The organism is Massilia sp. KIM, assembly GCF_002007115.1.
Classification (GTDB): Bacteria; Pseudomonadota; Gammaproteobacteria; order Burkholderiales; family Burkholderiaceae_D; genus Telluria.
The window spans coordinates 149,105-173,917 of sequence record NZ_MVAD01000003.1 but is presented as its reverse complement, the minus strand read 5'-3'; the positions used below and the strand labels follow the sequence as shown (position 1 = coordinate 173,917).

21 protein-coding genes are annotated in these 24,813 nt (G+C 65.7%); 18 read left to right on the top strand and 3 right to left on the bottom strand.

Annotated features, from left to right (window positions below):
- Positions 1–114: 114 nt before the first annotated feature.
- On the bottom strand, positions 115–1,443 hold the full coding sequence (locus B0920_RS21015) for a sigma-54 dependent transcriptional regulator (RefSeq protein WP_229455858.1): 1,329 nt from the start codon (positions 1,441–1,443) through the stop codon (positions 115–117).
- A 195-nt stretch (positions 1,444–1,638) separates the two neighbouring features.
- Positions 1,639–3,903 (bottom strand): response regulator, encoded by a 2,265-nt coding sequence (locus B0920_RS21010; protein WP_078034642.1) that lies wholly within the window; start codon positions 3,901–3,903, stop codon positions 1,639–1,641.
- A gap of 148 nt (positions 3,904–4,051) precedes the next feature.
- On the opposite strand from B0920_RS21010, the gene ubiE reads away from it, so the two are divergent.
- From ubiE to B0920_RS20920, 18 genes are all read left to right on the top strand, one after another.
- Positions 4,052–4,786 (top strand): bifunctional demethylmenaquinone methyltransferase/2-methoxy-6-polyprenyl-1,4-benzoquinol methylase UbiE, encoded by a 735-nt coding sequence (gene ubiE / locus B0920_RS21005; protein WP_078034641.1) that lies wholly within the window; start codon positions 4,052–4,054, stop codon positions 4,784–4,786.
- Positions 4,787–4,797: 11 nt separating this feature from the next.
- Positions 4,798–5,784 (top strand): Tim44 domain-containing protein, encoded by a 987-nt coding sequence (locus tag B0920_RS21000; RefSeq protein WP_078034640.1) that lies wholly within the window; start codon positions 4,798–4,800, stop codon positions 5,782–5,784.
- Positions 5,785–5,906: 122 nt separating this feature from the next.
- Complete coding sequence (locus B0920_RS20995) at positions 5,907–6,581, top strand: SCP2 domain-containing protein (protein ID WP_078034639.1); 675 nt, start codon at positions 5,907–5,909, stop codon at positions 6,579–6,581.
- Entirely contained in the window at positions 6,578–8,155 is a 1,578-nt protein-coding gene (ubiB, locus tag B0920_RS20990) for a ubiquinone biosynthesis regulatory protein kinase UbiB (protein WP_078034638.1), read from the top strand. Before B0920_RS20995 ends, ubiB begins: the two co-directional genes overlap by 4 nt.
- Positions 8,156–8,158: 3 nt before the next feature.
- Positions 8,159–8,752, top strand: coding sequence for a methyltransferase (locus B0920_RS20985; RefSeq protein WP_078034637.1), 594 nt, complete (start codon positions 8,159–8,161; stop codon positions 8,750–8,752).
- A gap of 707 nt (positions 8,753–9,459) precedes the next feature.
- Entirely contained in the window at positions 9,460–9,759 is a 300-nt protein-coding gene (locus B0920_RS20980; protein ID WP_078034636.1) for an FmdB family zinc ribbon protein, read from the top strand.
- A 58-nt stretch (positions 9,760–9,817) separates the two neighbouring features.
- Positions 9,818–10,420, top strand: a complete 603-nt coding sequence (locus B0920_RS20975) for a DUF502 domain-containing protein (RefSeq protein WP_078034635.1) — start codon at positions 9,818–9,820, stop codon at positions 10,418–10,420.
- A gap of 65 nt (positions 10,421–10,485) precedes the next feature.
- Positions 10,486–12,279, top strand: coding sequence for an aspartate--tRNA ligase (aspS, locus tag B0920_RS20970; RefSeq protein WP_179119261.1), 1,794 nt, complete (start codon positions 10,486–10,488; stop codon positions 12,277–12,279).
- A 54-nt stretch (positions 12,280–12,333) separates the two neighbouring features.
- Positions 12,334–12,789 carry a dihydroneopterin triphosphate diphosphatase gene (gene nudB / locus B0920_RS20965; RefSeq protein WP_078034633.1) on the top strand — a complete coding sequence of 152 codons (456 nt, stop codon included), beginning with the start codon at positions 12,334–12,336 and terminating at the stop codon, positions 12,787–12,789.
- A 365-nt stretch (positions 12,790–13,154) separates the two neighbouring features.
- Positions 13,155–13,364 carry a hypothetical protein gene (locus B0920_RS20960; RefSeq protein ID WP_078034632.1) on the top strand — a complete coding sequence of 70 codons (210 nt, stop codon included), beginning with the start codon at positions 13,155–13,157 and terminating at the stop codon, positions 13,362–13,364.
- A gap of 93 nt (positions 13,365–13,457) precedes the next feature.
- The gene (locus tag B0920_RS20955) at positions 13,458–14,267 is read left to right on the top strand and encodes an endonuclease/exonuclease/phosphatase family protein (protein WP_078034631.1); all 810 of its coding nucleotides are present in this window, start codon (positions 13,458–13,460) and stop codon (positions 14,265–14,267) included.
- A gap of 12 nt (positions 14,268–14,279) precedes the next feature.
- Positions 14,280–15,440, top strand: a complete 1,161-nt coding sequence (clsB, locus tag B0920_RS20950; RefSeq protein WP_078034630.1) for a cardiolipin synthase ClsB — start codon at positions 14,280–14,282, stop codon at positions 15,438–15,440.
- Positions 15,441–15,453: 13 nt separating this feature from the next.
- Positions 15,454–15,834, top strand: coding sequence for an RNA-binding S4 domain-containing protein (locus tag B0920_RS20945; RefSeq protein WP_078034629.1), 381 nt, complete (start codon positions 15,454–15,456; stop codon positions 15,832–15,834).
- Positions 15,835–16,394: 560 nt separating this feature from the next.
- Positions 16,395–17,015: a TetR/AcrR family transcriptional regulator gene (locus B0920_RS20940; protein WP_078034628.1), complete on the top strand. Its 621-nt coding sequence runs from the start codon at positions 16,395–16,397 to the stop codon at positions 17,013–17,015.
- 42 nt (positions 17,016–17,057) lie between these two features.
- Entirely contained in the window at positions 17,058–18,848 is a 1,791-nt protein-coding gene (locus B0920_RS20935) for an acyl-CoA dehydrogenase C-terminal domain-containing protein (protein WP_078034627.1), read from the top strand.
- Positions 18,849–19,034: 186 nt separating this feature from the next.
- Positions 19,035–21,431, top strand: a complete 2,397-nt coding sequence (locus B0920_RS20930) for a 3-hydroxyacyl-CoA dehydrogenase/enoyl-CoA hydratase family protein (RefSeq protein ID WP_078034626.1) — start codon at positions 19,035–19,037, stop codon at positions 21,429–21,431.
- Between the two features lie 38 nt (positions 21,432–21,469).
- Complete coding sequence (locus B0920_RS20925) at positions 21,470–22,666, top strand: acetyl-CoA C-acyltransferase (RefSeq protein ID WP_078034625.1); 1,197 nt, start codon at positions 21,470–21,472, stop codon at positions 22,664–22,666.
- A gap of 130 nt (positions 22,667–22,796) precedes the next feature.
- On the top strand, positions 22,797–23,576 hold the full coding sequence (locus B0920_RS20920) for an enoyl-CoA hydratase (RefSeq protein ID WP_078034624.1): 780 nt from the start codon (positions 22,797–22,799) through the stop codon (positions 23,574–23,576).
- 96 nt (positions 23,577–23,672) lie between these two features.
- Here B0920_RS20920 and B0920_RS20915 read toward each other — a convergent pair whose 3' ends face one another.
- Positions 23,673–24,797, bottom strand: coding sequence for a sensor histidine kinase (locus tag B0920_RS20915; RefSeq protein ID WP_078034623.1), 1,125 nt, complete (start codon positions 24,795–24,797; stop codon positions 23,673–23,675).
- Between the last annotated feature and the right edge of the window lie 16 nt (positions 24,798–24,813).

Below are 24,813 nucleotides of genomic sequence, written 5' to 3'. Positions count from 1 at the left end.
GTACATACATTTGTTGTCGCGGCCGGGCCATGGCTGCCGCGCATGCGCAGTAGCGCATGCCGCAATGCGGCCCCGGAACCTGCGCGAAAAAAGAGGGGAGGTAAGAGGTGCGAGTTACAGCGAGATCGAGTGCTTGGCCATCAGCCGGTAGAGCGTCATGCGCGAGACACCGAGCTCTCGCGCCGCCTGGCTGATATTGTTGCCGCTGCGCGCCAGGCTGTCGGAGATGGCAATGCGTTCGGCCGACAGCCGCGAGCTGCCCAGCCCGTCAACGATGGGACCGATCGGCCCGGCGCCCGGCAGTTCCAGGTCCTCGGGCATGATCAGGCGATGCTCGGCCAGCACCATCGCGCGCCGCAGCCGGTTGATCAGCTCGCGCACATTGCCCGGCCAGTCGTAGCGCGCCATGGCCTGCAGGGCTTCCTTGCTCACCCCCTTGAGCTGGGGGCTGCGCTCCTCTGCGTACTTGTGGAAGATAAGTTCGGTCAGCTGGGGCAGGTCTTCCTTCCGTTCACGGAGTGGCGGTACACGAATCGGGAACACCGATAGTCGGTAATAAAGATCCTCGCGAAAACGTCCGGCCGCTACCGCGCGAGGCAGGTCCACATGGGTGGCGGCGATCACGCGCGCGTCGACGGGAATGGTGCGCGTGCCGCCGACCCGATAGATCACGCGCTCTTGCAGGAAGCGCAGCAGGCTGGCCTGCAGGTCGAGCGGCAGGTCGCCGATTTCGTCGAGGAAGATGCTGCCGCCGGAGGCAGCCTCGAGGAGCCCGCGCTTGTCGCGCGTGGCGCCGGTGAAGGCGCCGCGCTCGTGGCCGAAGAGTTCGGAGTGGATCAGGGCCGGCGCAACCGCGGCGCAATTGATCGCAACGAAAGGACCGCTCGCGCGCTGCGAGCGCGCGTGTACTTCCTGGGCGGCCAGTTCCTTGCCGCTGCCGCTTTCGCCCGCGATCAGGACCGGCGCGTCGACCGCGGCGATCTTGGCGATCTGGGCGCGCAGCCGGGTGATCGCCGGCGAGTTGCCGTCGATGCGCCCGCCGGTATGTGGCCGACGATTCGCACCGGCGCCACGTTCCAGCACCGCCATGCCATGGGCGTGGCCGAGCGAATGGCGCAGGCGCAGCATGTCGACCGGGCGGGTGTGGAAATCGAACAGGTGGGTAGCGATCAGCTCGCGCAGCGCCGGCTGTTCCAGGCGCGGCGCGTCGAACACGCCGACCCAGCGCATGTGATGGTGGCGACGCAGGAAACGTTCGGTCTCGTCGTCGCGGCCGGCGTCGCCGTGGTCGAGCAGTAGGCCGACCGCGTAATGTTGATGGGCCAGCAGCTTGCGCGCTGCCGACAGGGATTCCACCAGGCATACGTCCCAGCCGCGCAAGTCGGCATGGCAGGCATGGGCGAAGGCGCCGTCGTCGTTGATCACACAGAGCAATCGTTTCACTGACACCGTTGTCCTCGTTCATCCATTGGCCGGCGGTCCGGCATGGCGTGAGTCGGGGTGCGCGATGGCAATGACTCACCTTGGTACCAACACCGCGACATGACGCAGCCGGTACGAAAAGCGTTCCGTATTAGACCTTATTTATCGAGTAGACAGCGCACGGGCTTAAATTTTTTTTAATGTCGCGTTGCGGGATCAGGCACTGCGTCCGGGCGCGGCCTGCACGCTGGCGAGCATGCTCACCAGACGTTCGATCGGATAGGGCTTGGCCAGAATCTGGACGCCGGGAAGCGCTGCCTGGCGTTCCGTGTAGCCAGTTGCCAGCACGACCGGAATCGCTGGGTAGCGGCGGCGTACGATATCGGCCAGATCGATGCCGCTGATTTTACCCGGCATGACTATGTCAGAAAAGATAACGTCTGGGAGAGTTGACGTTTCCAGCAGGCGCAACGCATGTTCGCCGTCGTGCGCCAGCAACACCGCGAAACCCGATTGCTCCAGTGCATGCAACACCGCTTCGCGCACCAGCGCATCGTCTTCCACGAACAGTACCCGCCCGCGTCCGCCGGCCAGCGTCGCCAGCTCGCCGCCAGGCGCCGCTGCAGCCGGGGCGGGGACCTGGGCCGCAGCCGGGACCGAAGTCGGGACCGGCGCTGCGGCCTGGGCGCGCGGCAGGTAGATGTCGACCCGGGTGCCCTTGCCCACCTCGCTGTCGAGCACCAGCAGGCCCTGGGACTGGGTCGCGAAGGCATAGGCCTGGGGCAGGCCCAGGCCGCTGCCCTGGCCCTGGGCCTTGGTGGTGAAGAAGGGATCGAGGGCGCGCGCCAGCACCTCGGGCGCCATGCCGCTGCCGGTGTCGCTCACGCGCAGCAACAGGTAGTCGCCGGCCGCCAGCGGCTGGGGCGGCTGGATCAGGGCCAGGTTGCGCAGTTCGATGCGCAGGGTCCCGCCTTCAGGCATGGCGTCGCGCGCGTTGATCGCCAGGTTGAGCAGGGCCAGGTCGAATTGCAGCGGCTCGACCGTGACCGGCCAGGGCGCGGCGTCGGTCTCGACCTCGAGCACGATGTCCTCGCGCAGCGCGCCGCGCATCAGTTGCAGGGCGCTGCGCAGTTGCTGGCCCGCATCCACTGTTTCCTGGCGGGCTTCCTGGATCCGTCCGAAGGAGCCGAGCTGGCCGGTGAGGGCGGTGGCGCGCTGCAGGGTCTTCCTGCAGGTCTGCACCAGGCTCTGCACCTTGGCCTGGGTGGCCTGCAGTTCGATCAGCTGGAGCGCCGTGCTCAGGGTCTGGAGCAGGTTGTTGAATTCGTGCGCGATGCCGCCGGTCAGGCGTCCCAGCGCTTCCAGCTTCTGCGACTTGAGCAGGGCGCTCTGCACGCGCTCTGTGGCGGCCACCGCCTCGCGCACGCGCTGCTCGAGGTCGTGCTGGGCGTTACGGATCTGGCGGCTGGCTTCCATCATGCGCTGGCCGACCGCGTCGACCTCGCGCATGCCGGTGGGGCGGTAGTCGATCTCCCGGCCCTGGCCCATGGCGTCGGCGTTGCGGCCCAGGTATTCGATGGGCCCGATGGCGCGCCCGGCCAGCCAGCGCGCCGCCAGCAGGCCGGCCGCCAGCAGCACCAGCATGACGCCGCCCAGCAGGGCCGCGGCCTGCAGCGGCACGCGCCGGATCTCGCTCACCGGGATGCTGACCAATACCTTCCACTGCGCGCTGGGAACGGTGCTGAAGAAGGCGCGCACCGCGATCCCGTCCAGGGTGCGGCTTTCGTAGACGCCTTCCTCGGAGGCGGCCAGGCGCATGCGGCTGTAGCTGCGGATCGGCTTGCCCACGAACTGCTCCGGCGTGCGCGAGCGCGCCAGCACCACGCCCTGGCGGTCGACCACGGTGGCGATCCATTCGTCGCGGAAGTGGGTGCGCTGGAGCAGGGGTTGCAGGGTGCTGGCGTTGATGCCCATCAGCAGGAAATAGCGGATCCTGCCGGCGATCGTGACCGGCACCTGGATGGTGAAGTCGTGGCGCTTGCCGATCGGGGCCATGAACAGGTCGGACACCAGGGTGCGATCCGGGCCATCGCGGCGCATCAGTTCGCCGATGTTGGAGGAGCGCCGCGCCGGCAGCTGGGCGCCGTAGGGGAGACGGGTGTTGATCAGCTGCTTGCCTTCCAGGTCGGTCAGGACGATGGTGGCGGAGCGGTCGGGCGCCATGCGGCGCGCGAACTGGTAGAACTTCGGCAGGTCGCCTTCGGCCAGGGCGGGCGCGGCGGCCAGGGTGCGCAGGATGGCGGCGTGGGACTGCAGTTCGTTGTCGACCAGCAGGGCGAAGGCGCGCGTGGCCTCGCCCACGCTGGTGGCCTGCGATTCCTGTTCCTCGTGGTAGACAAAGCTCACCGCCAGCGCCGCCGCGATGAAGGACGGTACCAGGATCGCCAGGACCAGGATCAGGAGACGGGTGCGGATGCGCATGGCTCAGGGTTGCGATGGCGGACGCCATTTTCAATGGAATTATACTTGAGGCAATATTTAGTGCAGGCCGGCTCTTCAGTCGTGCGCCCCCTCGCAGGAGGGCAGGGCGGGGCCTGTATAATGTGGCAAGACCAACCTGCAAGCGCATATGACCAACACCACCCACTTCGGCTACAAGACCGTGCCCGAGGACCAGAAGGTCCAGGAAGTCGCCAAGGTCTTCCATTCCGTCGCCGCCAAGTACGACGTCATGAACGACCTGATGTCGGGCGGCCTGCACCGCATCTGGAAGGCCTTCACCATCGCCCAGGCCGGCGTGCGGCCGGGCTTCAAGGTGCTCGACATCGCCGGCGGCACCGGCGACCTGGCCAAGGCCTTCGCGAAGCAGGCCGGCCACACCGGCGAGGTCTGGCTGACCGACATCAACGAGTCCATGCTGCGTGTCGGCCGCGACCGTCTATTGAATAAAGGTCTAGTCACCCCCACCTTGCTGTGTGACGCGGAAAAGCTGCCCTTCCCGGACAATTACTTCGACCGGGTCAGCGTGGCCTTCGGCCTGCGCAACATGACCCACAAGGATGCGGCCCTGGCGGAAATGCGCCGGGTGCTCAAGCCGGGCGGCAAGCTGTTGGTGCTGGAGTTCTCGAAGGTCGTGGCGCCGCTGCAAAAGCCCTACGACCTGTATTCGTTCTCGGTGCTGCCGTGGCTGGGACAAAAGATTGCCGGCGACGCCGAGAGCTATCGCTATCTGGCGGAATCGATCCGCATGCACCCCGACCAGGAAACCCTGAAGGGGATGATGCTGGATGCGGGACTGGAGCGGGTCCAGTATTTCAACCTGACGGCGGGTGTGGCCGCATTGCACACTGGTATCAAACTCTAGGAATCGATGAAATGAAAAAATTCTTGGTCACGATGATGTTGGCGGTCACCGCGGTCTCCATGACGGTCGACGCATTCGCGCGCCCCATGGGCGGCAAGCGCTCGATCGGCCGCCAGTCGCAATCCGTGCAGCAGATGCAGGCCCCGGCGCCGGCCCCGGCGCCCGGCTTCCAGCGCGCTCCGAACGCGGCGCCGGCCGCGGCCGCCGGCGCGACCGGCGCCGCCGCCGCGGCTGCCGCCAAGAAGCCGAGCATGTGGAAGGGCATCCTGGGCGGCGCCCTGCTGGGCCTGGGCCTGGGCGCGCTGCTCTCGCACCTGGGCATCGGCGGCGCGCTGGCCAGCGCGATCTCGGCCATCCTCATGATCGGCCTGCTGGTGCTGGCCGTGCTCTTCATCGTGCGCATGTTCCGCCGCAAGGACACCCCGGCCAACCCGGCCTTCCGCAACGGCTTCGGCACCCCGGCCCCGGCCGGCGCGGTGGCCACGCCCGAGATCGGTTCCGGCCTGGGCCAGTCGGCTTCGCAGCCGGCCTGGCAGCCTTCGGCCTACCAGGGCCAGCAGCCGCAGGGCGGCATTTCGCTGAACAAGGGCGGCGCCGCCGGCGGCGTGCACGCACCCTGGGGCGTGCCGGCCGACTTCGACGTCGACGCCTTCCTGCGCCAGGCCAAGTCCTCCTTCATCCGACTGCAGGCGGCATGGGACCGCGGCGACACCAACGACCTGCGCGAGTTCACCTCGCCGGAAGTGTTCGCCGAGCTCAAGATGCAGATCCAGGAGCGCAATGGCGCGCCCGACTACACCGATGTGGTGTCGGTCGACGCCCAACTGCTGGGCATCGAGACCACCGGCCACGACTACCTGGCGAGCGTCCAGTTCAACGCGATGATCCGCACCGCGCCGAACGCGCCGGCCGAGCCGCTGGTCGAGGTCTGGAACCTGTCCAAGCCGCTGTCGGGCACCAGCGGCTGGGTGCTGGCCGGTATCCAGCAGGTCGCCTGATTATTTGTCCGCACACTTCCGTGCTGCCGGGTTTTCACCCGGCAAACTGGTAAGATCGAGACCGCCCGCTTTCCAACGGGCGGTTTTGTTTTGCGGTTTCGTTGATTAACCCACTGCCTGCCATGTTCCCGAGTCCCGCATCGCTGTCGCCGCAACAGGCATTGAGCACGCCAGCCCTTGCCGCCATCAATCACCTGCTTGCCCAGGAAGCCTGGGCCCGCGACGCGCTGGCGCGCCACGCCGGCAAGGAGGCCTGCATCGACACCGGCCACCTCCAGTTGCGCCTGCACGTGGGGCGCGACGGCATGCTGGAGGCCAGCCGCGGCGAAGGCGCGGCCGGCGTGACCATCCGGATCAAGCCGGGCGACCTGCCGCTGATCCTGCAGGACCGCCGGCGCGCGCTGTCCTACGTGAAGATCGAGGGCGACGCCGAGTTCGCCAACACCATCTCGCAACTGGCCAATGACCTGCGCTGGGATGCCGAACATGACCTCGAGCGGGTGCTCGGGCCGCTGGTCGCGCGCCGCGTGGCCGAGGGCGCGCGCGGGGCCGCCGGCTTCGTCGCCGGGGCAGGGCGGCGGGTGGCCGAGAACCTGGCCGAATTCCTGACCGAAGAGCGGGCCCTGCTGGTGCGCCCGGTGCTGCGCGACGAGTTCGCGGCCGAGGTGGTGCGCCTGCGCGACGACGTCGAGCGCACCGCCAAGCGCATCGCCCGCCTCGACAAGCTGCTGGCCGGCAAGCCGGCCACGGCGCCTCTCCTCACGGACCCCACGGACCTGAACACGGATCGCCGATGATCTTGAAATTCCTGCGCCTGCTGCGCATCCTCACCGTCTTCACCCGCTACGGCCTCGACGAGATCGCCGTCTCCAGCATCAACGCGCCGCGCACCGCGCGCATGATGAACACCTTTTTCTTTTGGCGCCGCATCACCTCGCCGCGCGCGGTGCGCCTGCGCCAGGCGCTGGAGGAGCTGGGCCCGATCTTCGTCAAGTTCGGCCAGCTGCTTTCCACCCGGCGCGACCTGATGCCGCCCGATATCGCCGACGAGCTGGCCCTGCTGCAGGACCGCGTCCCGCCCTTCGACCCCGACCTGGCCGTGGCCCAGATCACGCGCTCGCTGGGCGCCCACCCGGATCAATTGTTCGCCAGCTTCGACCGCGAACCGGTGGCCTCGGCCTCGATCGCCCAGGTCCACTTCGCCCGTTTGAAGAACGGCAAGGAAGTCGCGGTCAAGGTGCTGCGTCCGGGCATGAAGAAGCTGATCGACGAAGACATTGCCCTGATGCACATGGCCGCCAGCCTGATCGAGCGGGTGTGGGGCGAGGCGCGCCGCCTCAAGCCGCGCGAGGTAGTGGCCGAGTTCGACAAATACCTGCACGACGAGCTGGACCTGATGCGCGAAGCGGCCAATGCGGCCCAGCTGCGCCGCAACTTCGCCAACTCGACCCTGCTCATGGTGCCCGAGATGTATTGGGACTATTGCTCCAGCAGCGTGATCACCATGGAGCGCATGCGCGGCATCCCGGTGTCCCAGATCGAGCGCCTGGCGGCCGAGGGCGTCGACCTCAAGAAGCTGTCGAGCGACGGGGTGGAGATTTTCTTCACCCAGGTCTTCCGCGACGGCTTCTTCCACGCCGACATGCACCCGGGGAACATCCTGGTCTCGGTGGAGAAGGAGACCTTCGGGCGCTACATCGCCCTCGACTTCGGCATCGTCGGCACCCTCAACGATTTCGACAAGGATTACCTGTCGCAGAACTTCCTGGCTTTCTTCCGCCGCGACTACAAGCGGGTGGCCGAAGCCCACATCGAATCCGGCTGGGCCCCGCCCAGCACCAGGGTGGACGAGCTGGAGTCGGCGGTGCGCGCCTGCTGCGAGCCGATCTTCGACCGGCCGCTGAAGGACATTTCCTTCGGCCAGATCCTGCTGCGCCTGTTCCAGACCTCGCGCCGTTTCAATGTGGAGGTCCAGCCGCAGCTGGTGCTGCTGCAGAAGACCCTGCTGAACATCGAGGGCCTGGGACGCCAGCTCGACCCCGACCTCGACCTGTGGAAGACCGCCAAGCCCTACCTGGAGCGCTGGATGGGCGAGCAGGTCGGCTGGCAGGGCTTCGTCGAGCGCCTGCGCGCCGAGGCGCCGCGCTACGCCCACATCTTCCCGCAGTTCCCGCGCCTGCTGCACCAGGCGCTGCAGCGCGAGACCCATCCGCACGTGGCCAGTCCGCACGTGGCCCAGTCCGACCTGCTGGCCATGGTGCTGATCGAGCAGCGTCGCACCAACCGCCTGCTGGGCGTGGTCGCCTTCCTGATGGCGGGGCTGGGCGTGGGGGCGATCGGTTTCTACCTGCTGCAGCTCGGCGGCGCCTGATCCATGCCGGAGTTCCTGAGCCGCGATCCGCGCGAGCCGGGCTTCTGGGACGAGCGCTTCGCGCAGGCCTTCACGCCCTGGGACCGGGGCGGGGTGCCGCTGGAGCTGCGCCGCTTCGCCGCGGCCGGCCGGCCGGGGACGATCCTGATTCCCGGCTGCGGCAGCGGCTACGAGCTGGCCTGGCTGATGGAGCAGGGCTGGGACGCGAGCGCGATCGATTTCGCGCCGCTGGCCGTCGAGCGCGCGCAACGCATCGCCGGGCGGTGGGCGGGCAGGGTGGTGCAGGCCGATTTCTTCGCCTGGGAGCCTGAGAAGGCGCTGGACGTGGTGTATGAATGCGCCTTTTTCTGCGCCTTGCCGCCGGCAATGCGCGACCAGGTCGTGGCGCGCTGGGCCGGGCTGCTGGGGCCGGGCAAGCTGCTGGCCGGGTTCTTCTATTTCGGCGAGCGGTCGAAAGGGCCGCCGTTCGGGATCCCGCGCGAGGAGCTGGAGCGCTTGCTGGCGCCGCATTTCGATCTGGTCGAGGACTCGGCGGTCGAAGACTCGCTTGCAGTGTTCGAGGGCCGGGAGCGCTGGATGGTGTGGCGCCGCAAATAGCCGTGCGATGCGGCGGAGCGTCCGCCGTGGTCCGCTAGCGCTGTCAGCGCCACCCGCCGCGGTCCGCTAGCGCTGTGAGCACCACCCGCTGCCCGCTGCCCGCTGCCTTTCCTTCACCCCGTTACTCATGCACGTCGTTCCGGCGAAGGCCGGAACCCAAGCTTCACCCCGCTACTCATGCACGTCGTTCCGGCGAAGGCCGGAACCCAAGCTTCACCCCGCTACTCTTGCACGTCGTTCCGGCGAAGGCCGGAACCCAAGTTTTGCGCCGCAGCCACGCACACAAACTTGGGTTCCGGCCTTCGCCGGAACGACGAGCTTGGGGCTTGGGTTGGCGTTGCTTGAATCGATGAACACGCGTACGCGCACGCGGAAAAGACGCCCGAAAAAGAAAAAGCCCGCTCGCGCGGGCCTTCAAGATAGTGTTCTTGTACGGACGGACGGCGATGCAGAACCGCGCCCGATCTTCTGTTTCTTCTTAACTCGGGGCACCAGGTCTTTACCTGCGGCCATGATGTTTCCAAGAAAGATGGTATTAAATCACCTCGGCCCCCCTTGAGCAAACGAAACAGATGTTGACGATGGTGAAAAACAACACCCTTTCGCGTCGCAGTTGCGGCTGTGGCCGCCGCGTGGCAGGGCGGCGGGCAAATCCCGCCGTAAAAGCTTTATAATTCAGGGTTTTGAAGATTTTTGCGGAGTATCACATGCCGATTTACGCTTACCGCTGCGACGAATGCGGTTTTTCCAAAGATGTGCTGCAAAAAGTATCCGACCCTGTGCTGACGACCTGCCCGTCGTGCGGCAAGCCGGCCTTCAAGAAGCAAGTGACCGCCGCCGGCTTCCAGCTCAAGGGCACCGGCTGGTACGTGACCGACTTCCGCGGCGGCACGCCGCCGGCGACCGGCGCCTCCAGCTCGGGTTCCAGCGGCTCGACCGAGAGCGCGAGTGCGCCCGCGGCCGCGCCCGCGACCCCGAGCAGCGGCGGCGACAAGAGCAGCACCTGACCCCGCGCCGCGGTCCGGGCACCCAGCCCGGCCGCGGCCGACAAGAACAAGAGAAGCGATGCGCAAATATTTCATTACCGGCCTGCTGGTCCTGGTCCCCCTGGCCATCACGGCCTGGGTGCTGAACATCATCATCAGCACCCTCGACCAGTCCCTCCTGATCGTCCCCGAGGCCTGGCAGCCGCACACCCTGTTCGGCCGCGACATCCCGGGCGTCGGCGCGGTGCTCACCATCGCCATCGTGTTCCTCACCGGCCTGCTGACCAACAACCTGGTCGGCGGCTACATCGTGCGCCTGGGCGAGCGCCTGCTCAAGCGCGTGCCGGTGGTCAGCTCGCTCTACGGTAGCGTCAAGCAGGTCTCGGACACCCTGTTCTCCTCGTCCGGCAACGCATTCCGCACGCCGGTCCTGATCCCCTATCCGCACGCGGATTCCTATACGATCGCTTTCCTGACCGGTGTGCCGGGCGGCGACGTGAAGAACCACCTGGTCGGCGACTACGTCAGCGTCTACGTGCCGACCACCCCCAACCCGACCTCGGGCTTCTTCCTGATGATGGAACGCAGCAAGGTCGTGGAGCTGGACATGACGGTCGACGCAGCATTGAAATACATTGTCTCGATGGGTGTCGTCGCGCCCGACGAAGCCACGACCAAATAACATAAGGGCCGCCGGCGACGGCGGCGCAACGAATCAACCAACCTGGAACGAAAACTATGTCCTCCATGCGTACTCATTACTGCGGCCTCGTCACCGAGGAACTGCTGGGCCAAACCGTCAGCCTGTGCGGCTGGGTGCACCGCCGCCGCGACCACGGCGGGGTGATCTTCATCGACCTGCGCGACCGCGAGGGCCTGGTCCAGGTGGTCTGCCACCCGGATAACGCCGAGGTGTTCAAGGCGGCCGAGCACGTGCGCAACGAGTACTGCCTGCGCATCACCGGCACCGTGGTGAACCGCCTGGAAGGCACCGCCAACGCCAACCTGAAGTCGGGCAAGATCGAGATCAACACCACCCAGCTCGAAGTGCTGAACGCATCGGTGCCGGTGCCTTTCCAGCTGGACGACGACAACCTGTCGGAAACCACCCGCCTGACCCACCGCGTGCTCGACCTGCGCCGCCAGCAGATGCAGCACAACCTGCGCCTGCGCTACAAGGTCTCGATGGAAGTGCGCAAGTACCTGGACAACCTCGGCTTCATCGACATCGAAACCCCGATGCTGACCAAGTCGACCCCGGAAGGCGCGCGCGACTACCTGGTGCCTTCGCGCGTCAACCCGGGCAACTTCTTCGCGCTGCCGCAATCGCCCCAGCTGTTCAAGCAGCTGCTGATGGTCGCCAACTTCGACCGCTACTACCAGATCACCAAGTGCTTCCGCGACGAAGACCTGCGCGCCGACCGCCAGCCGGAATTCACCCAGATCGACTGCGAAACCTCGTTCCTGACCGAACAGGAAATCCGTGACCTGTTCGAAGACATGATGCGCACCGTGTTCAAGAACGCGGCCGGCATCGACCTGCCCAACCCCTTCCCGGTGATGGACTTCGCCACCGCCATGGGCTCCTACGGTTCGGACAAGCCGGACATGCGCGTCAAGCTGCAGTTCACCGAACTGACCGAGCTGATGAAGTCGGTCGAGTTCAAGGTCTTTAACAGCGCCGCCAACATGGCCGGCGGCCGCGTGGTCGGCCTGCGCGTGCCGCAGGGCGGTTCGATGCCGCGTTCGGAAATCGACGCCTACACCCAGTTCGTCGCCATCTACGGCGCCAAGGGCCTGGCCTACATCAAGGTCAACGAGAAGGCCAAGGGCCGTGACGGCCTGCAGTCGCCGATCGTCAAGAACATCTCCGACGACGTGCTGGCCCAGATCCTGGAGCTGACCGGCGCGCAGGACGGCGACCTGATCTTCTTCGGCGCCGACAAGGCCAAGGTCGTCAACGACTCGATGGGCGCGCTGCGCGTCAAGATCGGCCACTCGGAATTCGGCAAGAAGGCCGGCCTCTTCGACGACGTCTGGGCCCCGCTGTGGGTGATCGACTTCCCGATGTTCGAGTACGACGAGGAAGGCGACCGCTGGAACGCCACCCACCACCCGTTCACCGCGCCGAAGGACGGCCACGAGGACATGCTCGAGACCAACCCGGGCGCCTGCGTCGCCAAGGCCTACGACATGGTCCTGAACGGCTGGGAACTGGGCGGCGGTTCGATCCGTATCCACCGCGAAGACGTGCAGAGCAAGGTGTTCCGCGCCCTCAAGATCGATGCGGAAGAAGCCCAGCTCAAGTTCGGCTTCCTGCTCGACGCCCTGCAGTACGGCGCGCCGCCGCACGGTGGCCTGGCCTTCGGCCTGGACCGCCTGATCACCCTGATGACCGGTTCGGAATCGATCCGCGACGTGATCGCCTTCCCGAAGACCCAGCGCGCCCAGGACCTGCTGACCAACGCGCCGTCGGAAGTCGACGAGAAGCAGCTGCGCGAGCTGCACATCCGCCTGCGCAACGAGCCCAAGGTCGCGTAAGACGCAGCGCCGCCGCCGGCCGAGCGCGGCCGGCGGCGCCTGCACTTGCCCCCGATGAAGCCCCCCAAGATCCCGGAATCGGTCCTGGTCGTGATCCACACCTCCGACATGGAGGTGTTGCTGCTGGAGCGCGCCGACCGCCCGGGCTTCTGGCAATCCGTCACCGGCTCGCTCGACGCCCCTGACGAACCCCTGCTGCAGACCGCCACCCGGGAACTGTTCGAGGAGACCGGCATCCGCGCCGACGGCGAGATCATCCGCCTGGTCGACTGGAAGCTGTCCAACGTCTACGAGATCTATCCGGTCTGGCGCCACCGCTACGCTCCCGGCGTCACCCACAACACCGAGCACGTGTTCTCGGTCCGCGTGCCGCGCGACGTGGCCATCACCCTCAGCCCGCGCGAACACCTCCGTTACGCCTGGCTGCCCTATCTGCAGGCGGCCGACCGCTGCTTCTCCTCATCCAATGCCGAGGCAATCCTGGAATTGCCGAAGTACATGGAACAATAACTTCTAGTCACCCATTTTTTGCCGCTAGCCGAGCATTTCGTTTTTGCTCAGTAACTGCCAGTTCCTCTCGGCAAAAAGGTTATGGATGAGCGTGACAAAAGCACGCCAGTGCTTTTAATTTTTTTCTTCCGTGCGATGACGCGCATATGGCGCGAGTTTGCGCGGTTTCGACACAGGTTTTTCACTCTTAGCGACCATCTCTGACACGCCAACGTGTCGTTTTGATAACCGAAGGAAATTTGCTTGTTTCCGGAAAGCACGATACATTCTGCGGTTGACACTTGGAAACCGGTGGAATATCGTCAACGTCTCGCTGGCCCGTGACAATTCGTTACAATCATTCATCCAAGGATCTAGGAGGGAAAATGGACAACTACAAGCTCGAACACGAGGGCAAAGTGAAGGAAATCAGTGACCTCGACGGTTGCATCTGCATCGACCTGCTGTCCGGCTTGCGCCTGATGGGCCCGATGCTGTCCGACGACGAGCTCGCCGCAGTCAGCAAGAAACCGAAGCGCCGCATGATCGTCAGCGGCCACGAAGCCATCGTCGAGCAGGCGCTGGCCTTCGGCTGATCCCCGCGCCGGCGCGAAGGATGCGCGCCGGCATGCGCTGCACGATTGGGGCCCGACCGGAAAACCCGCTTCCGATCCGGTTAGAATGTTCCCATGAAAATTCGTGTGGCTACCTATAACATCCACAAGGGCGTGTCGTCGCTGCGTGCAACGCCCCGCGTGATCGCTCTCAAGAAGGCAATCGCGGAATTCAACGCCGATATCGTCTTTCTGCAGGAGGTGCAGGGCCGGCACGACCGCTACCAGGCACGCTTCGGCAAAGAGGACCGTGGCCACCGCCACTGGCCCGAGACCGCGCAGTACGATTACTTCGCAGGCGACTCGCACCATACCGCGTATGGCATGAACGCCGTGTACGACCACGGTCACCACGGCAATGCGCTGCTCTCCGCCTTCCCGATCGAGAATTCGCACAACCACGACGTCTCCGATCACGCCTACGAGCAGCGCGGCATTCTTCACTGCGTGCTCGAGACCCCGGCCGCCCGGGTGCACTGCTACGTGGTGCACCTTGGCCTGTTCGAGGGCAGCCGCGGGCGCCAGACCGCCCAGCTGATCGAGGCCGTCAACGAGTCCTCGGACGGTGAGCCGGTCATCATCGCCGGCGACTTCAACGACTGGCGTAACACCCTTAGCGACCGCCTGCGCAACGGCCTGGGCGTGGCCGAGGTGTTCGACGAGCTGGGGCCGCGCTCGCCGCTGGGCGACATGGTGCGCAGCTGGGCCGGACGCTCGCCGCGCCTGGCGCCGGCGCGCACCTTCCCGGCCGCCTTGCCCTGGTTCCGCCTGGACCGCATCTACGTGCGCGGCTTCAAGGTCGACAACGCCCAGGTCTTGCACGGTCCGCTGTGGGCCAAGCTGTCCGACCACGCGCCGATCGTGGCGGAGCTGCAGCTGGAATAGCGCCAAGGGCACATGGGTTCCATCTCCTACGTCGACAACAACGACGTGACCCTGCTGGAAAGCGGTGTCGAGTATTTCCCGGCGCTGATCGAGGCGATCGACGCGGCCCGCCACGACATCCTGTTCGAGACCTACATCTTCGCCGAGGACGCGACCGGGCGCGCGGTGCGCGATGCCCTGGGCCGCGCCGCGCTGCGCGGGGTGAAGGTGAGGGTGCTGGTGGACTGGATCGGCACCGAGCACCGTCCGGCCACCCGCCTGGGCGAGCAGCTGTGCGCGGCCGGGGTCCAGTACCGCGTCTTCAATCCCTGGTGCCGGCGCGGCATCGCGCGCTCGCACCGCAAGATCGCGGTGATCGACCGCGAGCTGGCTTTTGTCGGCGGCATCAACGTCAACGACGACTGGATCTGCGACCACGCGGGCGGGCGCAGACTGCCGGCGCCGCGCTGGGATTTCGCGGCGCGGGTGCGCGGGCCGCTGGTGGCCCAGATCCATCACGAGGCCCAGGCGCAATGGATGCGCGTGGGCCACATGAAGCTGCGTCACCGCATCGACCTGTTCCGCGAAATGCGCAGGAAGCTGCCGCAGTCCTGCGAGCACCCGGCGCGCGCCGCCTTCGTGGTGCGCGACAACCTGCGCAACCGCTCCACGATCCAGAAGGCCTACCTGCATGCGCTCGGCCATGCGCGCCACAGCGTGCTGCTGGCCACCCCGTATTTCGCGCCGGGACGCAAGTTCCGCAAGGCGCTGGCGCACGCGGCGCGGCGTGGGGTCCAGGTGACGCTGTTGATCGGAGTGGGGGAGTTCCGCATCCAGGATGCGGTGGCGCATTCCTTCTATCCCAAGCTGCTGGCGGACGGCGTCAAGGTGGTCGAGTACCGCAAGACCCAGTTGCACGCCAAGGTCGCGGTGGTGGACGATGACTGGGCCACCGTCGGCTCGAGCAATTGCGACGGCTTGTCGCTCTTCCTCAACCAGGAAGCGAACGTGGTGGTGCTGGACGCAAGCTTCGCCCGGACCATGCGCGAGCACATCGAACGCGGGATCGCCGACGGGGTGCCGGTCTGCCCCCAGGAATTCGCCCACATCGGGTGGTTCCGGCGCGCCAGCTATGGCGTCGCCTACATGCTGTATAAACTGGCGATGCGGGTCTTCGCGATCGGCTATGCATGAACAGGAAAGAATGATGGAAGAAAATAACGTACGACTCGACAAATGGCTGTGGGCAGCGCGCTTTTTCAAGACCCGCTCGCTGGCCACCGACGCCATCGACCGTGGCCGGGTGCGCATCGGCGGCGAGCCGGTGAAGCCGGCGCGGGTGGTGAAGGTGAACGACAAGATCCTGATCGACAACGGCTCGGACCGTTGGGAAGTGATCGTGGCGGCGATTTCCGGCACGCGCGGCCCGGCGCCGGTGGCGCGCACCCTGTATTTCGAAACCGACGAGAGCATCCAGCGGCGCGAGAACGACAAGGAGGCGCGGCGCCTGTATCCGGAACCGAGCAGCGATATCAAGGGACGGCCGACCAAGCGCGACCGGCGTGCGCTGACGCGGGCGGGGGAGTGAGCCCGGGTTGGCCCGTAGCTCCAGCACGTCGTTCCCGCGGAGGCGGGAACCCAAGTTCGATGCGCCGCCACTGAGGTTTAACTCAGTGGTTTGCTGAGGAACTTGGATCCCCGCCTACGCGGGGATGACGGTTTTTGGGGCGTGGGACTGACGTTTGACGCAGCTGGTTTTTTTGGGCGCGCGATGACGTTTGACGCTGCTGGTTTGTCAAGCAACTCGGGTCCTCGGCGAGGGAGATGCCAATGCCGGGGATGACGGTGTTTGGGGCGCGGGACTGCGGAACCAGCGCTACCTTTAAGAATCCACACAAACGTTCGTACTTCCTCCCCCAAACGCCCCAAAATGGGTTACCTTTATAGCTGAAACAACAAGCCGCCGTCCCCGCATTTCCCGAGACCCGGCCCCCAGCCTCACGGCGTTTCCTCAGCGCCGACTGTTGTTTTGCATCAATAGAATTTCGCCTCTAAGTTCCCGTTTGACATTCCACGCTTGATAGATAATAGTACGAGCGTTCGGATTTTTTCGATTCAGGGGCAGCTATCAGTACTTCAGCCAAATACATGCGCAAGGGCGAGCAGACGCGGGCAGCGATTCTGGACGTCGCGCTCGAGCTCGCAAGCCGCAACGGCCTCGAGGGCCTGACCATCGGCCTGCTGGCCGACCGCATGAACATGAGCAAGTCCGGCGTGTTCGCGCACTTCGGCTCGCGCGAAGACCTGCAGCTCGAAGTGGTCAAGCTCTACCACCACCGCTTCGAGCAGGAAGTCTTCTTCCCGAGTATCAAGGAGCCGCGCGGCCTGCCGCGCCTGGTGGCCATGTTCGCTCGCTGGATCAAGCGCGTGTCGGTCGAGATCGCCTCGGGCTGCATCTACATCAGCGGCGCGGTCGAGTACGACGACCGCCCGGGCCCGATCCGCGACCAGCTGGTCTCGATGGTCATGGCCTGGCAGAACGCGCTGCTGCGCTGCGTGCGCCAGGCGATCGAGGTCGGCCACCTGCACCCGGATACAGACGCCCAGCAGCTGGTGTACGAGATGTACGGCCTGATCCTGGCCCTGCACCACGACGCCCGCTTCCTGCGCATGCCGGGCTCGGTCGAACGCGCCCGCGCCGGCTTCGACCGTCTGATCGAGAATTACCGTAATCCCAACCAACAACAACCGGGCATGCAGGCGGCCTGAACCGCCTGTCTTCCACATCTTTACCTTCGTCAGGAGAAAACCATGGGTCAGTACGTCGCGCCAATTCGGGATATGCAGTTCGTTCTGCACGAATTCCTCAACGTCACCGACGAATTCAAGAACCTTCCCGCTTACCAGGAGATCGATGCCGACATCATCAACCAGGTGCTGGAAGAAGGCGCGAAATTCACGCAGGAAGTCCTGTTCCCGCTGAACCACTCCGGCGACCGCGAAGGCTGCCACTACGACGCGGCCAGCAAGAGCGTCACCACGCCGAAGGGCTTCAAGGAAGCGTACAAGCAGTACGTGGAAGGCGGCTGGGCGGCGCTGGCCTGCGACCCTGAATACGGCGGCCAGGGCCTGCCGGTCACCCTGAACAACTCCTTCTACGAGATGCTGAACTCGTCGAACCAGGCCTGGACCATGTACCCCGGCCTGTCGCACGGCGCCTACGAGTGCCTGAAGGAGCACGGCACCGAAGACCAGAAGAAGTTCTACCTGCCCAAGCTGGTCTCGGGCGAGTGGACCGGCACCATGTGCCTGACCGAAGCCCACTGCGGCACCGACCTGGGCCTGCTGCGCACCAAGGCCGAACCGCAGGCCGACGGCACCTACAGCATCACCGGCTCCAAGATCTTCATCTCGGCCGGCGAGCACGACATGTCGGAAAACATCGTCCACCTGGTGCTGGCCCGCCTGCCGGACGCGCCGGAAGGCTCGAAAGGCATCTCGCTGTTCCTGGTGCCGAAGTTCCTGCCGAACCCGGACGGCTCGATCGGCGCGCGCAACGGCATCACCTGCGGCGCGATCGAAGAGAAGATGGGCATCCACGGCAACGCCACCTGCCAGATGAACCTGGACGGCGCGATCGGCACCCTGATCGGCCAGCCGCACAAGGGCCTGCAGGCGATGTTCGTGTTCATGAACGCCGCCCGTCTGGGCGTGGGCATGCAGTCGCTGGGCCTGACCGAAGTGGCCTACCAGAACGCGCTGGTGTACGCCAAGGAACGCATCCAGATGCGCAGCCTGTCGGGCCCGAAGGCCCCGGACAAGCCGGCCGACCCGATCATCGTGCACCCGGACGTGCGCCGCATGCTGCTGACCGCCAAGGCCTACGCCGAAGGCGCGCGCGCCCTGACTTCCTACGTGGCGCTGCAGATCGACCGCGAACTGAACCACCCGGACGAGGAAGTGCGCAAGGAAGCCGCCGGCGAAGTCGCGCTGCTGACCCCGATCGTCAAGGCCTTCATCACCGACAACGGCTGGATCGCCACCTCGGAAGCCATGCAGGTCTACGGCGGCCACGGCTACATCAGCGAGTGGGGCATGGAGCAGTACGTGCGCGACGCCCGCATCAACATGATCTACGAAGGCACCAACACCGTGCAGTCGCTGGACCTGCTGGGCCGTAAGATCCTGATGGACAACGGCGCCAAGCTGCGCGCCTTCGGCGAGAAGATCAAGTCCTTCGTGGAAGAGAACGGCCTGGACGAATCGCTGTCCGAGTTCGTGACCCCGCTGGGCGAGCTGGGCGAGAAGGTCACCAAGCTGACCATGGAAATCGGCATGAAGGCCTTCCAGAACCAGGACGAAGTGGGCGCGGCCGCCGTGCCTTACCTGCGCGTCGTGGGCCACCTGGTGTTCAGCTACTTCTTCGCCCAGATGGCGAAGATCGCGCTGGCCAAGAAGGATTCGGGCGACAAGTTCTACGAAGCGAAGCTGCACACCGCGCGCTTCTACTTCGCCCGCCTGTACCCGGAAACGGCGATGCTGATCCGCCAGGCCCGTTCGGGTTCGGCGAATCTGCTGGCGCTGGATGCGGATCTGTTCTAACGACCGTCACGTAGCTACTTAACCGACACCCGCAGCCCCGGGACCCCATCTACGGTTCCCCAACGTCATCCCCGCGCAGGCGGGGATCCAAGTTCTGCATGCACTGTGGCATCGCCAGCAAACTTGGGTCCCCGCCTTCGCGGGGACGACGGAGCAAACGGCGCGGGTACTAACAAGGAATTAGAAATGTCCAATTTCATCGTCAAGAAAGTCGCCGTGCTGGGCGCCGGCGTGATGGGCGCGCAGATCGCCGCGCACTGCGTGAACGCCAAGGTCCCGGTCGTGCTGTTCGACCTGCCTGCCAAGGAAGGCAACAAGAACGGCATCGTCCTGAAAGCCATCGAGAACCTCAAGAAGCTGTCGCCGGCCCCGCTGGGCAACAAGGACGACGCGGCCCTGATCGAAGTGGCCAACTACGAGGACAACCTCGACGTCCTGGCCGGCTGCGACCTGATCATCGAAGCCATCGCGGAGCGCATGGACTGGAAGCACGACCTGTACAAGAAGGTCGCTCCCCACATCGGCGCGAACGCCATCTTCGCCTCGAACACCTCGGGCCTGTCGATCAACAAGCTGGCCGAAGGCTTCGACGCCGAGCTCAAGTCGCGCTTCTGCGGCGTGCACTTCTTCAACCCGCCGCGCTACATGCACCTGGTCGAACTGATCCCGACCGCGGCCACCCGTCCGGAAATCCTCGACCAGCTCGAAACCTTCCTGACCTCGACCCTGGGCAAGGGCGTGGTGCGCGCCAAGGACACCCCGAACTTCATCGCCAACCGCGTCGGCATCTTCGGCATGCTGGCCACCATCCATGAAGCCGAGCAGTTCGGCCTGTCCGTGGACGTGGTCGACGACCTGACCGGCGCCAAGCTGGGCCGCGCCAAGTCGGGCACCTTCCGCACCGCCGACGTCGTGGGCCTGGACACCATGGGCCACGTGATCAAGACCATGCAGGACACCCTGCAGGACGATCCCTTCTTCAGCCTGTACAAGACCCCGGCGGTGCTGGCCAAGCTGATCGAGAAGGGCGCCCTGGGCCAGAAGACCGGCGCCGGCTTCTACAAGAAGGTCGGCAAGGAGATCCAGCGCCTTGACTTCGCCAGCGGCGAATACGTCCCGAGCGGCGCCAAGGCCGCCGACATCGTCGGCCGCATCCTGAAGGAAAAGGACCCGGTCAAGAAGTTCAAGGCCATGCGCGAATCGACCAACCCGCAGGCCCAGTTCCTGTGGGCGATCTTCCGCGACGCCTTCCACTACATCGCCTTCCACCTCGACTCCATCGCCGACAACGCGCGCGACGTCGACTTCGCGATGCGCTGGGGCTTCGGCTGGAGCGTCGGCCCGTTCGAGACCTGGCAGGCCGCCGGCTGGACCACCATCGCCCAGTGGGTGAAGGAAGACATCGAGGCCGGCAAGGCCCTGTGCAATGCGCCGCTGCCGAGCTGGGTCTTCGAGGCCCCGGTCGCCGAGAAGGGCGTGCACACCCCGGAAGGCTCGTGGTCCGCTTCGCGCAAGACCTATGTCCCGGCGTCCGACCTGCCGGTGTACAAGCGCCAGCAGTTCCGCGCCCCGGTGGTGGGCGCCACCACCGTCGATCCGAAGACCTTCGGCACCACCGTGTTCGAGGACGACTCGGTGCGCCTGTGGCACTCGGATGACGAAGTGCTGGTCATCTCGCTCAAGACCAAGATGCACGTCATCGGCGAAGGCGTGGTGAAGGGCATCCAGCGCGGCCTGGCGGAAGCCGAAAAAGGCTACAAGGGCCTGGTGATCTGGAACACCGACGCGGCCGAAGGCGGCGCCTTCTCGGCCGGCGCCGACCTGCAGTCGGCCCTGCCGGCCTTCATGATGGGCGGCGCCAAGGCCATGGAACCGATGGTGCGCGAGCTCCAGGACACCTTCATGGCCATGAAGTACTCGAACATCCCGGTGGTGGCGGCGGTCGCCGGCCTGGCCCTGGGCGGCGGCTGCGAGCTGGCGCTGCACGCGTCCAAGCGCGTGGCCTCGATCGAGTCCTACATCGGCCTGGTCGAAGTCGGCGTCGGCCTGGTGCCGGCCGGCGGCGGCCTGAAGGAAGCGGCGCTGCGTGCCGCCAATGAAGCCAAGGGCAACGACATCCTGCAATTCCTGAAGACCGGCTTCACCAACGCGGCCACCGCGCAGGTGTCGAAGTCGGCCCTGGAAGCCAAGGCCATGGGCTACCTGAAGGACGACGACGTCATCGTCTTCAACCCGTATGAACTGCTGCACGTGGCCAAGACCACCGCGCGCGCCATGTTCGACGCCGGCTACCGCGCTCCGGCGCGCCGCACCGTGCCGGTCACCGGCCGCTACGGCTGGGCGACCATCCGCGGCCAGCTGGTCAATATGCGCGACGGCGGCTTCATCTCGGCCTACGACTACCACCTGGGCGACACCATCGCCGAGATCGTGACCGGCGGCGACATCGACCAGGGCAGCGTGGTGACCGAGCAGTGGCTGCTCGACATGGAACGCAAGGCCTTCATCTCGCTGCTGAGCAATCCGAAGACCCAGGAACGCATCATGGGCATGATGCAGAACGGTAAGCCGGTGCGTAATTAATCGGGCGACTGAGCGCCGAACGAACAGGACGACAAATCATGAGCAAACAACTTCAAGACGCATACATCGTCGCAGCGACCCGCACCCCGATCGGCAAGGCGCCGCGCGGCTTCTTCAACAAGACCCGTCCGGACGACCTGCTGGTGCACGCGATCCGCGGCGCCATGGCCGCCGTGCCGAACCTGGACCCGGCCCTGATCGTCGACGCCATCGTCGGCTGCTCCTTCCCGGAAGCGGAGCAGGGCTTCAACGTGGCGCGTAACGCGGTGGTGCTGGCGGGCCTGCCGAACACCGTCGGCGGCGTCACCGTCAACCGCTACTGCGCCTCGGGCATCACCGCCCTGGCCATGGCGGCCGACCGCATCCGCGTGGGCGAAGCCGACGTGATGATCGCCGGCGGCGTCGAGTCGATGTCGATGGTCCCGATGATGGGCCATCACCCGTCGATCAACATGGAGACCTTCAAGGACGAGAACGTGGGCCTGGCCTACGGCATGGGCCTGACCGCCGAGAAGGTCGCCGAGCAGTGGAAGGTGTCGCGCGAAGACCAGGACGCCTTCGGCCTGGAGTCGCACCGCCGCGCCATCGCCGCCCAGCAGGCCGGCTGGTTCAAGGACGAGATCACCCCGGTCGAAGTCGTCACCCGCACGCCTGACCTCAAGACCGGCGAAATCAGCGTCAAGCGCCGCACCGTCGACCTGGACGAAGGCCCGCGCGCCGACGCCTCGCTCGAATCGATGGCCAAGCTCAAGCCGGTGTTCGCGGCCAAGGGTTCGGTCACCGCCGCCACCTCCTCGCAGATGTCGGACGGCGCCGGCGCGCTGATCGTGGTCAGCGAGAAGATCCTGAAGGAGCACAACCTGACCCCGCTGGCCAAGTTCTCCTCCTTCGCCGTGCGCGGCGTGCCGCCGGAGATCATGGGCATCGGTCCCAAGGTCGCGATCCCGGCCGCCCTGGCCGCCGCCGGCATCACCCAGGACCAGCTGGACTGGATCGAGCTGAACGAAGCCTTCGCCGCGCAGGCGCTGGCCGTGATCCGCGACCTGGGCCTGGACACCAGCAAGGTCAACCCGATGGGCGGCGCGATCGCCCTCGGCCACCCGCTGGGCGCGACCGGCGCGATCCGCGCCGCGACCGTCGTGCACGCGCTGCGCCGTAACAACCTGAAGTACGGCATGGTGACCATGTGCGTCGGCGCCGGCATGGGCGCGGCCGGCATCATCGAGCGCGTTTAATCGACGCGGGCGGCGCCTTCGCGCAGCCGTCCTGCATCACCGCGTGGGCGGGATACCTCCGCATCCGAGGATGGGCGGGTGTCCCGCCCACGCGTCCATCCAGACCAAGCACCATCGGAGACCCTGAAACATGGACATGCTGATCAACAAAGCCAACGGCATCCTGAGCATCGAATTCAACCGCGTCGAACGCAAGAACGCCATCACCGGCGCGATGTACCAGGCGATGGCCGACGCCCTGCTGGACGCCGAGCAGGACAGCGCGGTGCGCGCCATCCTCATCGCCGGCAAGCCGGAAATCTTCACCGCGGGGAACGACCTCGACGACTTCATGAAGAACTCGGCCCCGGTGCCGGGCGTGCCGGCCGAGAGCCGCCCGGTGTTCCAGTTCATGCGCGCGCTGTCCGGCTCGACCAAGCCGGTGGTGGCCGCCGTGAGCGGCGCCGCGATCGGCATCGGCACCACCCTGCTGATGCACTGCGACCTGGTGTACTGCGCCGACAACGCCAAGTTCTCGATGCCTTTCGCCCAGCTCGGCCTGTGCCCTGAATTCGCTTCCTCGCTGCTGCTGTCGCAGCTGGCCGGCTACCCGCGCGCCGCCGAGAAGCTGCTGCTGGGCGAAGCCTTCGGCGCCCAGGAAGCCTTCGAGATGGGCCTGGTGGCGCGCGTGCTGCCGGCCGCCGAACTGCGCGCCTTCGCCGAACAGCAGGCCGCCAAGCTGGTGGCCCTGCCGGCCGCATCGATCCGCACCACCAAGGCGCTGATGAAGCGCGCCCGCACGGAGCCGATCAACGCCGCCATCGCGGCCGAGAACGAGCGCTTCGCCGCCATGCTGCTCGGACCGGAGGCGAAGGAAGCCTTTACCGCCTTCTTCGAGAAGCGCAAGCCGGATTTCAGCAAGTTCGACTGAGCGCGAGGCGCCGTTCCGGGCCTGGGCCCGGAGCGGCGGTCGATGGCCGGAGTTCAAGGCCGCGCGCATCGACGGCGCGAACGGCGCCATGCATGCTCAATGCCGAGGCACTTCTACGGTGAACACCGTGCCCGCGACTGGGTCGGACGATACGCCGATATCTCCACCATGTGCGATAGCAATCTGTTTCGCAATGAACAGTCCGAGACCAAGGCTGGTGCGTGGCCTGATGTGATCTTGATGCTCTGGAAGTTGTACAAGTGAATCAAACAGTCTGGGCAGCACGTCCTCGGGAATCACCGGGCCTTCGTTCCTGACACTGATCAATACCTTGTCTTCCTCACCCGCGAGCTCAACGATGATGGGCTTGCCAGGTGTGCCGTACTGGGCCGCGTTATTGGCCAGATTGGTCAACAATTGCCGCAGGCGCTCCTGGTCGAACAAACCGATCAGTTCGCCGCGCGCGTGGAGGGTGAACTCGGCCCGGGGATGCGAGGCGCTGGCGTCATCGATCGCCCACTGGCCCATCTCCAGCAGATCACACAGCGTGCGCTGGATAGGAATGCCGCCGCCGAGCTGCGTGCGTGCCAGCCCCAGGAGGTCATTGACCATGCTGTTCATGCTGGATGCGCTACGCTTGATACGAACGCCGATGAGCGCGGTGCGCTCGTCGAAAGCGCCGGGCCGTGACAGGTAGCTGCCTGCCGTCATCGTCGCGGCCAGGGGACTGCGGAGATCGTGCCCGAGGATGGCGATGAAGGTCTCGCGGGTCTCGTTCAGGCGGTCCGAGTAGGCGACCGCTGCCTCGGCAAGCGATTGGTCGATCGCCTCGTTAAACCGCGCAATGTCGTTCATGCTGTCCAGCGAAACGTCGACGCGGCCATCGCGCCACAATTTGAGTACGCTTGCCCGCAAGGCGCGGTACTCGGCAATGAGCTGCAGCAGGGTGAAACCGCTTGCGTAACGCAGCCGTCCATGCATCGACGACGCTGTTTCGTCGCCGGCTGGTTTCACGCTGAATCCCTGTGATTTCGAGTGCTGTTCGTCGCGGGTTTCCACGGTCTGGATATCCTTGATGACGAACTCGAGAATCTGCTTGGCGTGGTCGCGCAAATCATCGCTGGACATGTTGTCGGTCACTGCCCCGAAAGTTGCGGCGAATCCTTCCCACTCAGTGAGAATTTGCTCCATATTCCTGGAGATGAAGTCGGAGATGTCCATAGGCGAGTGTGAGAGG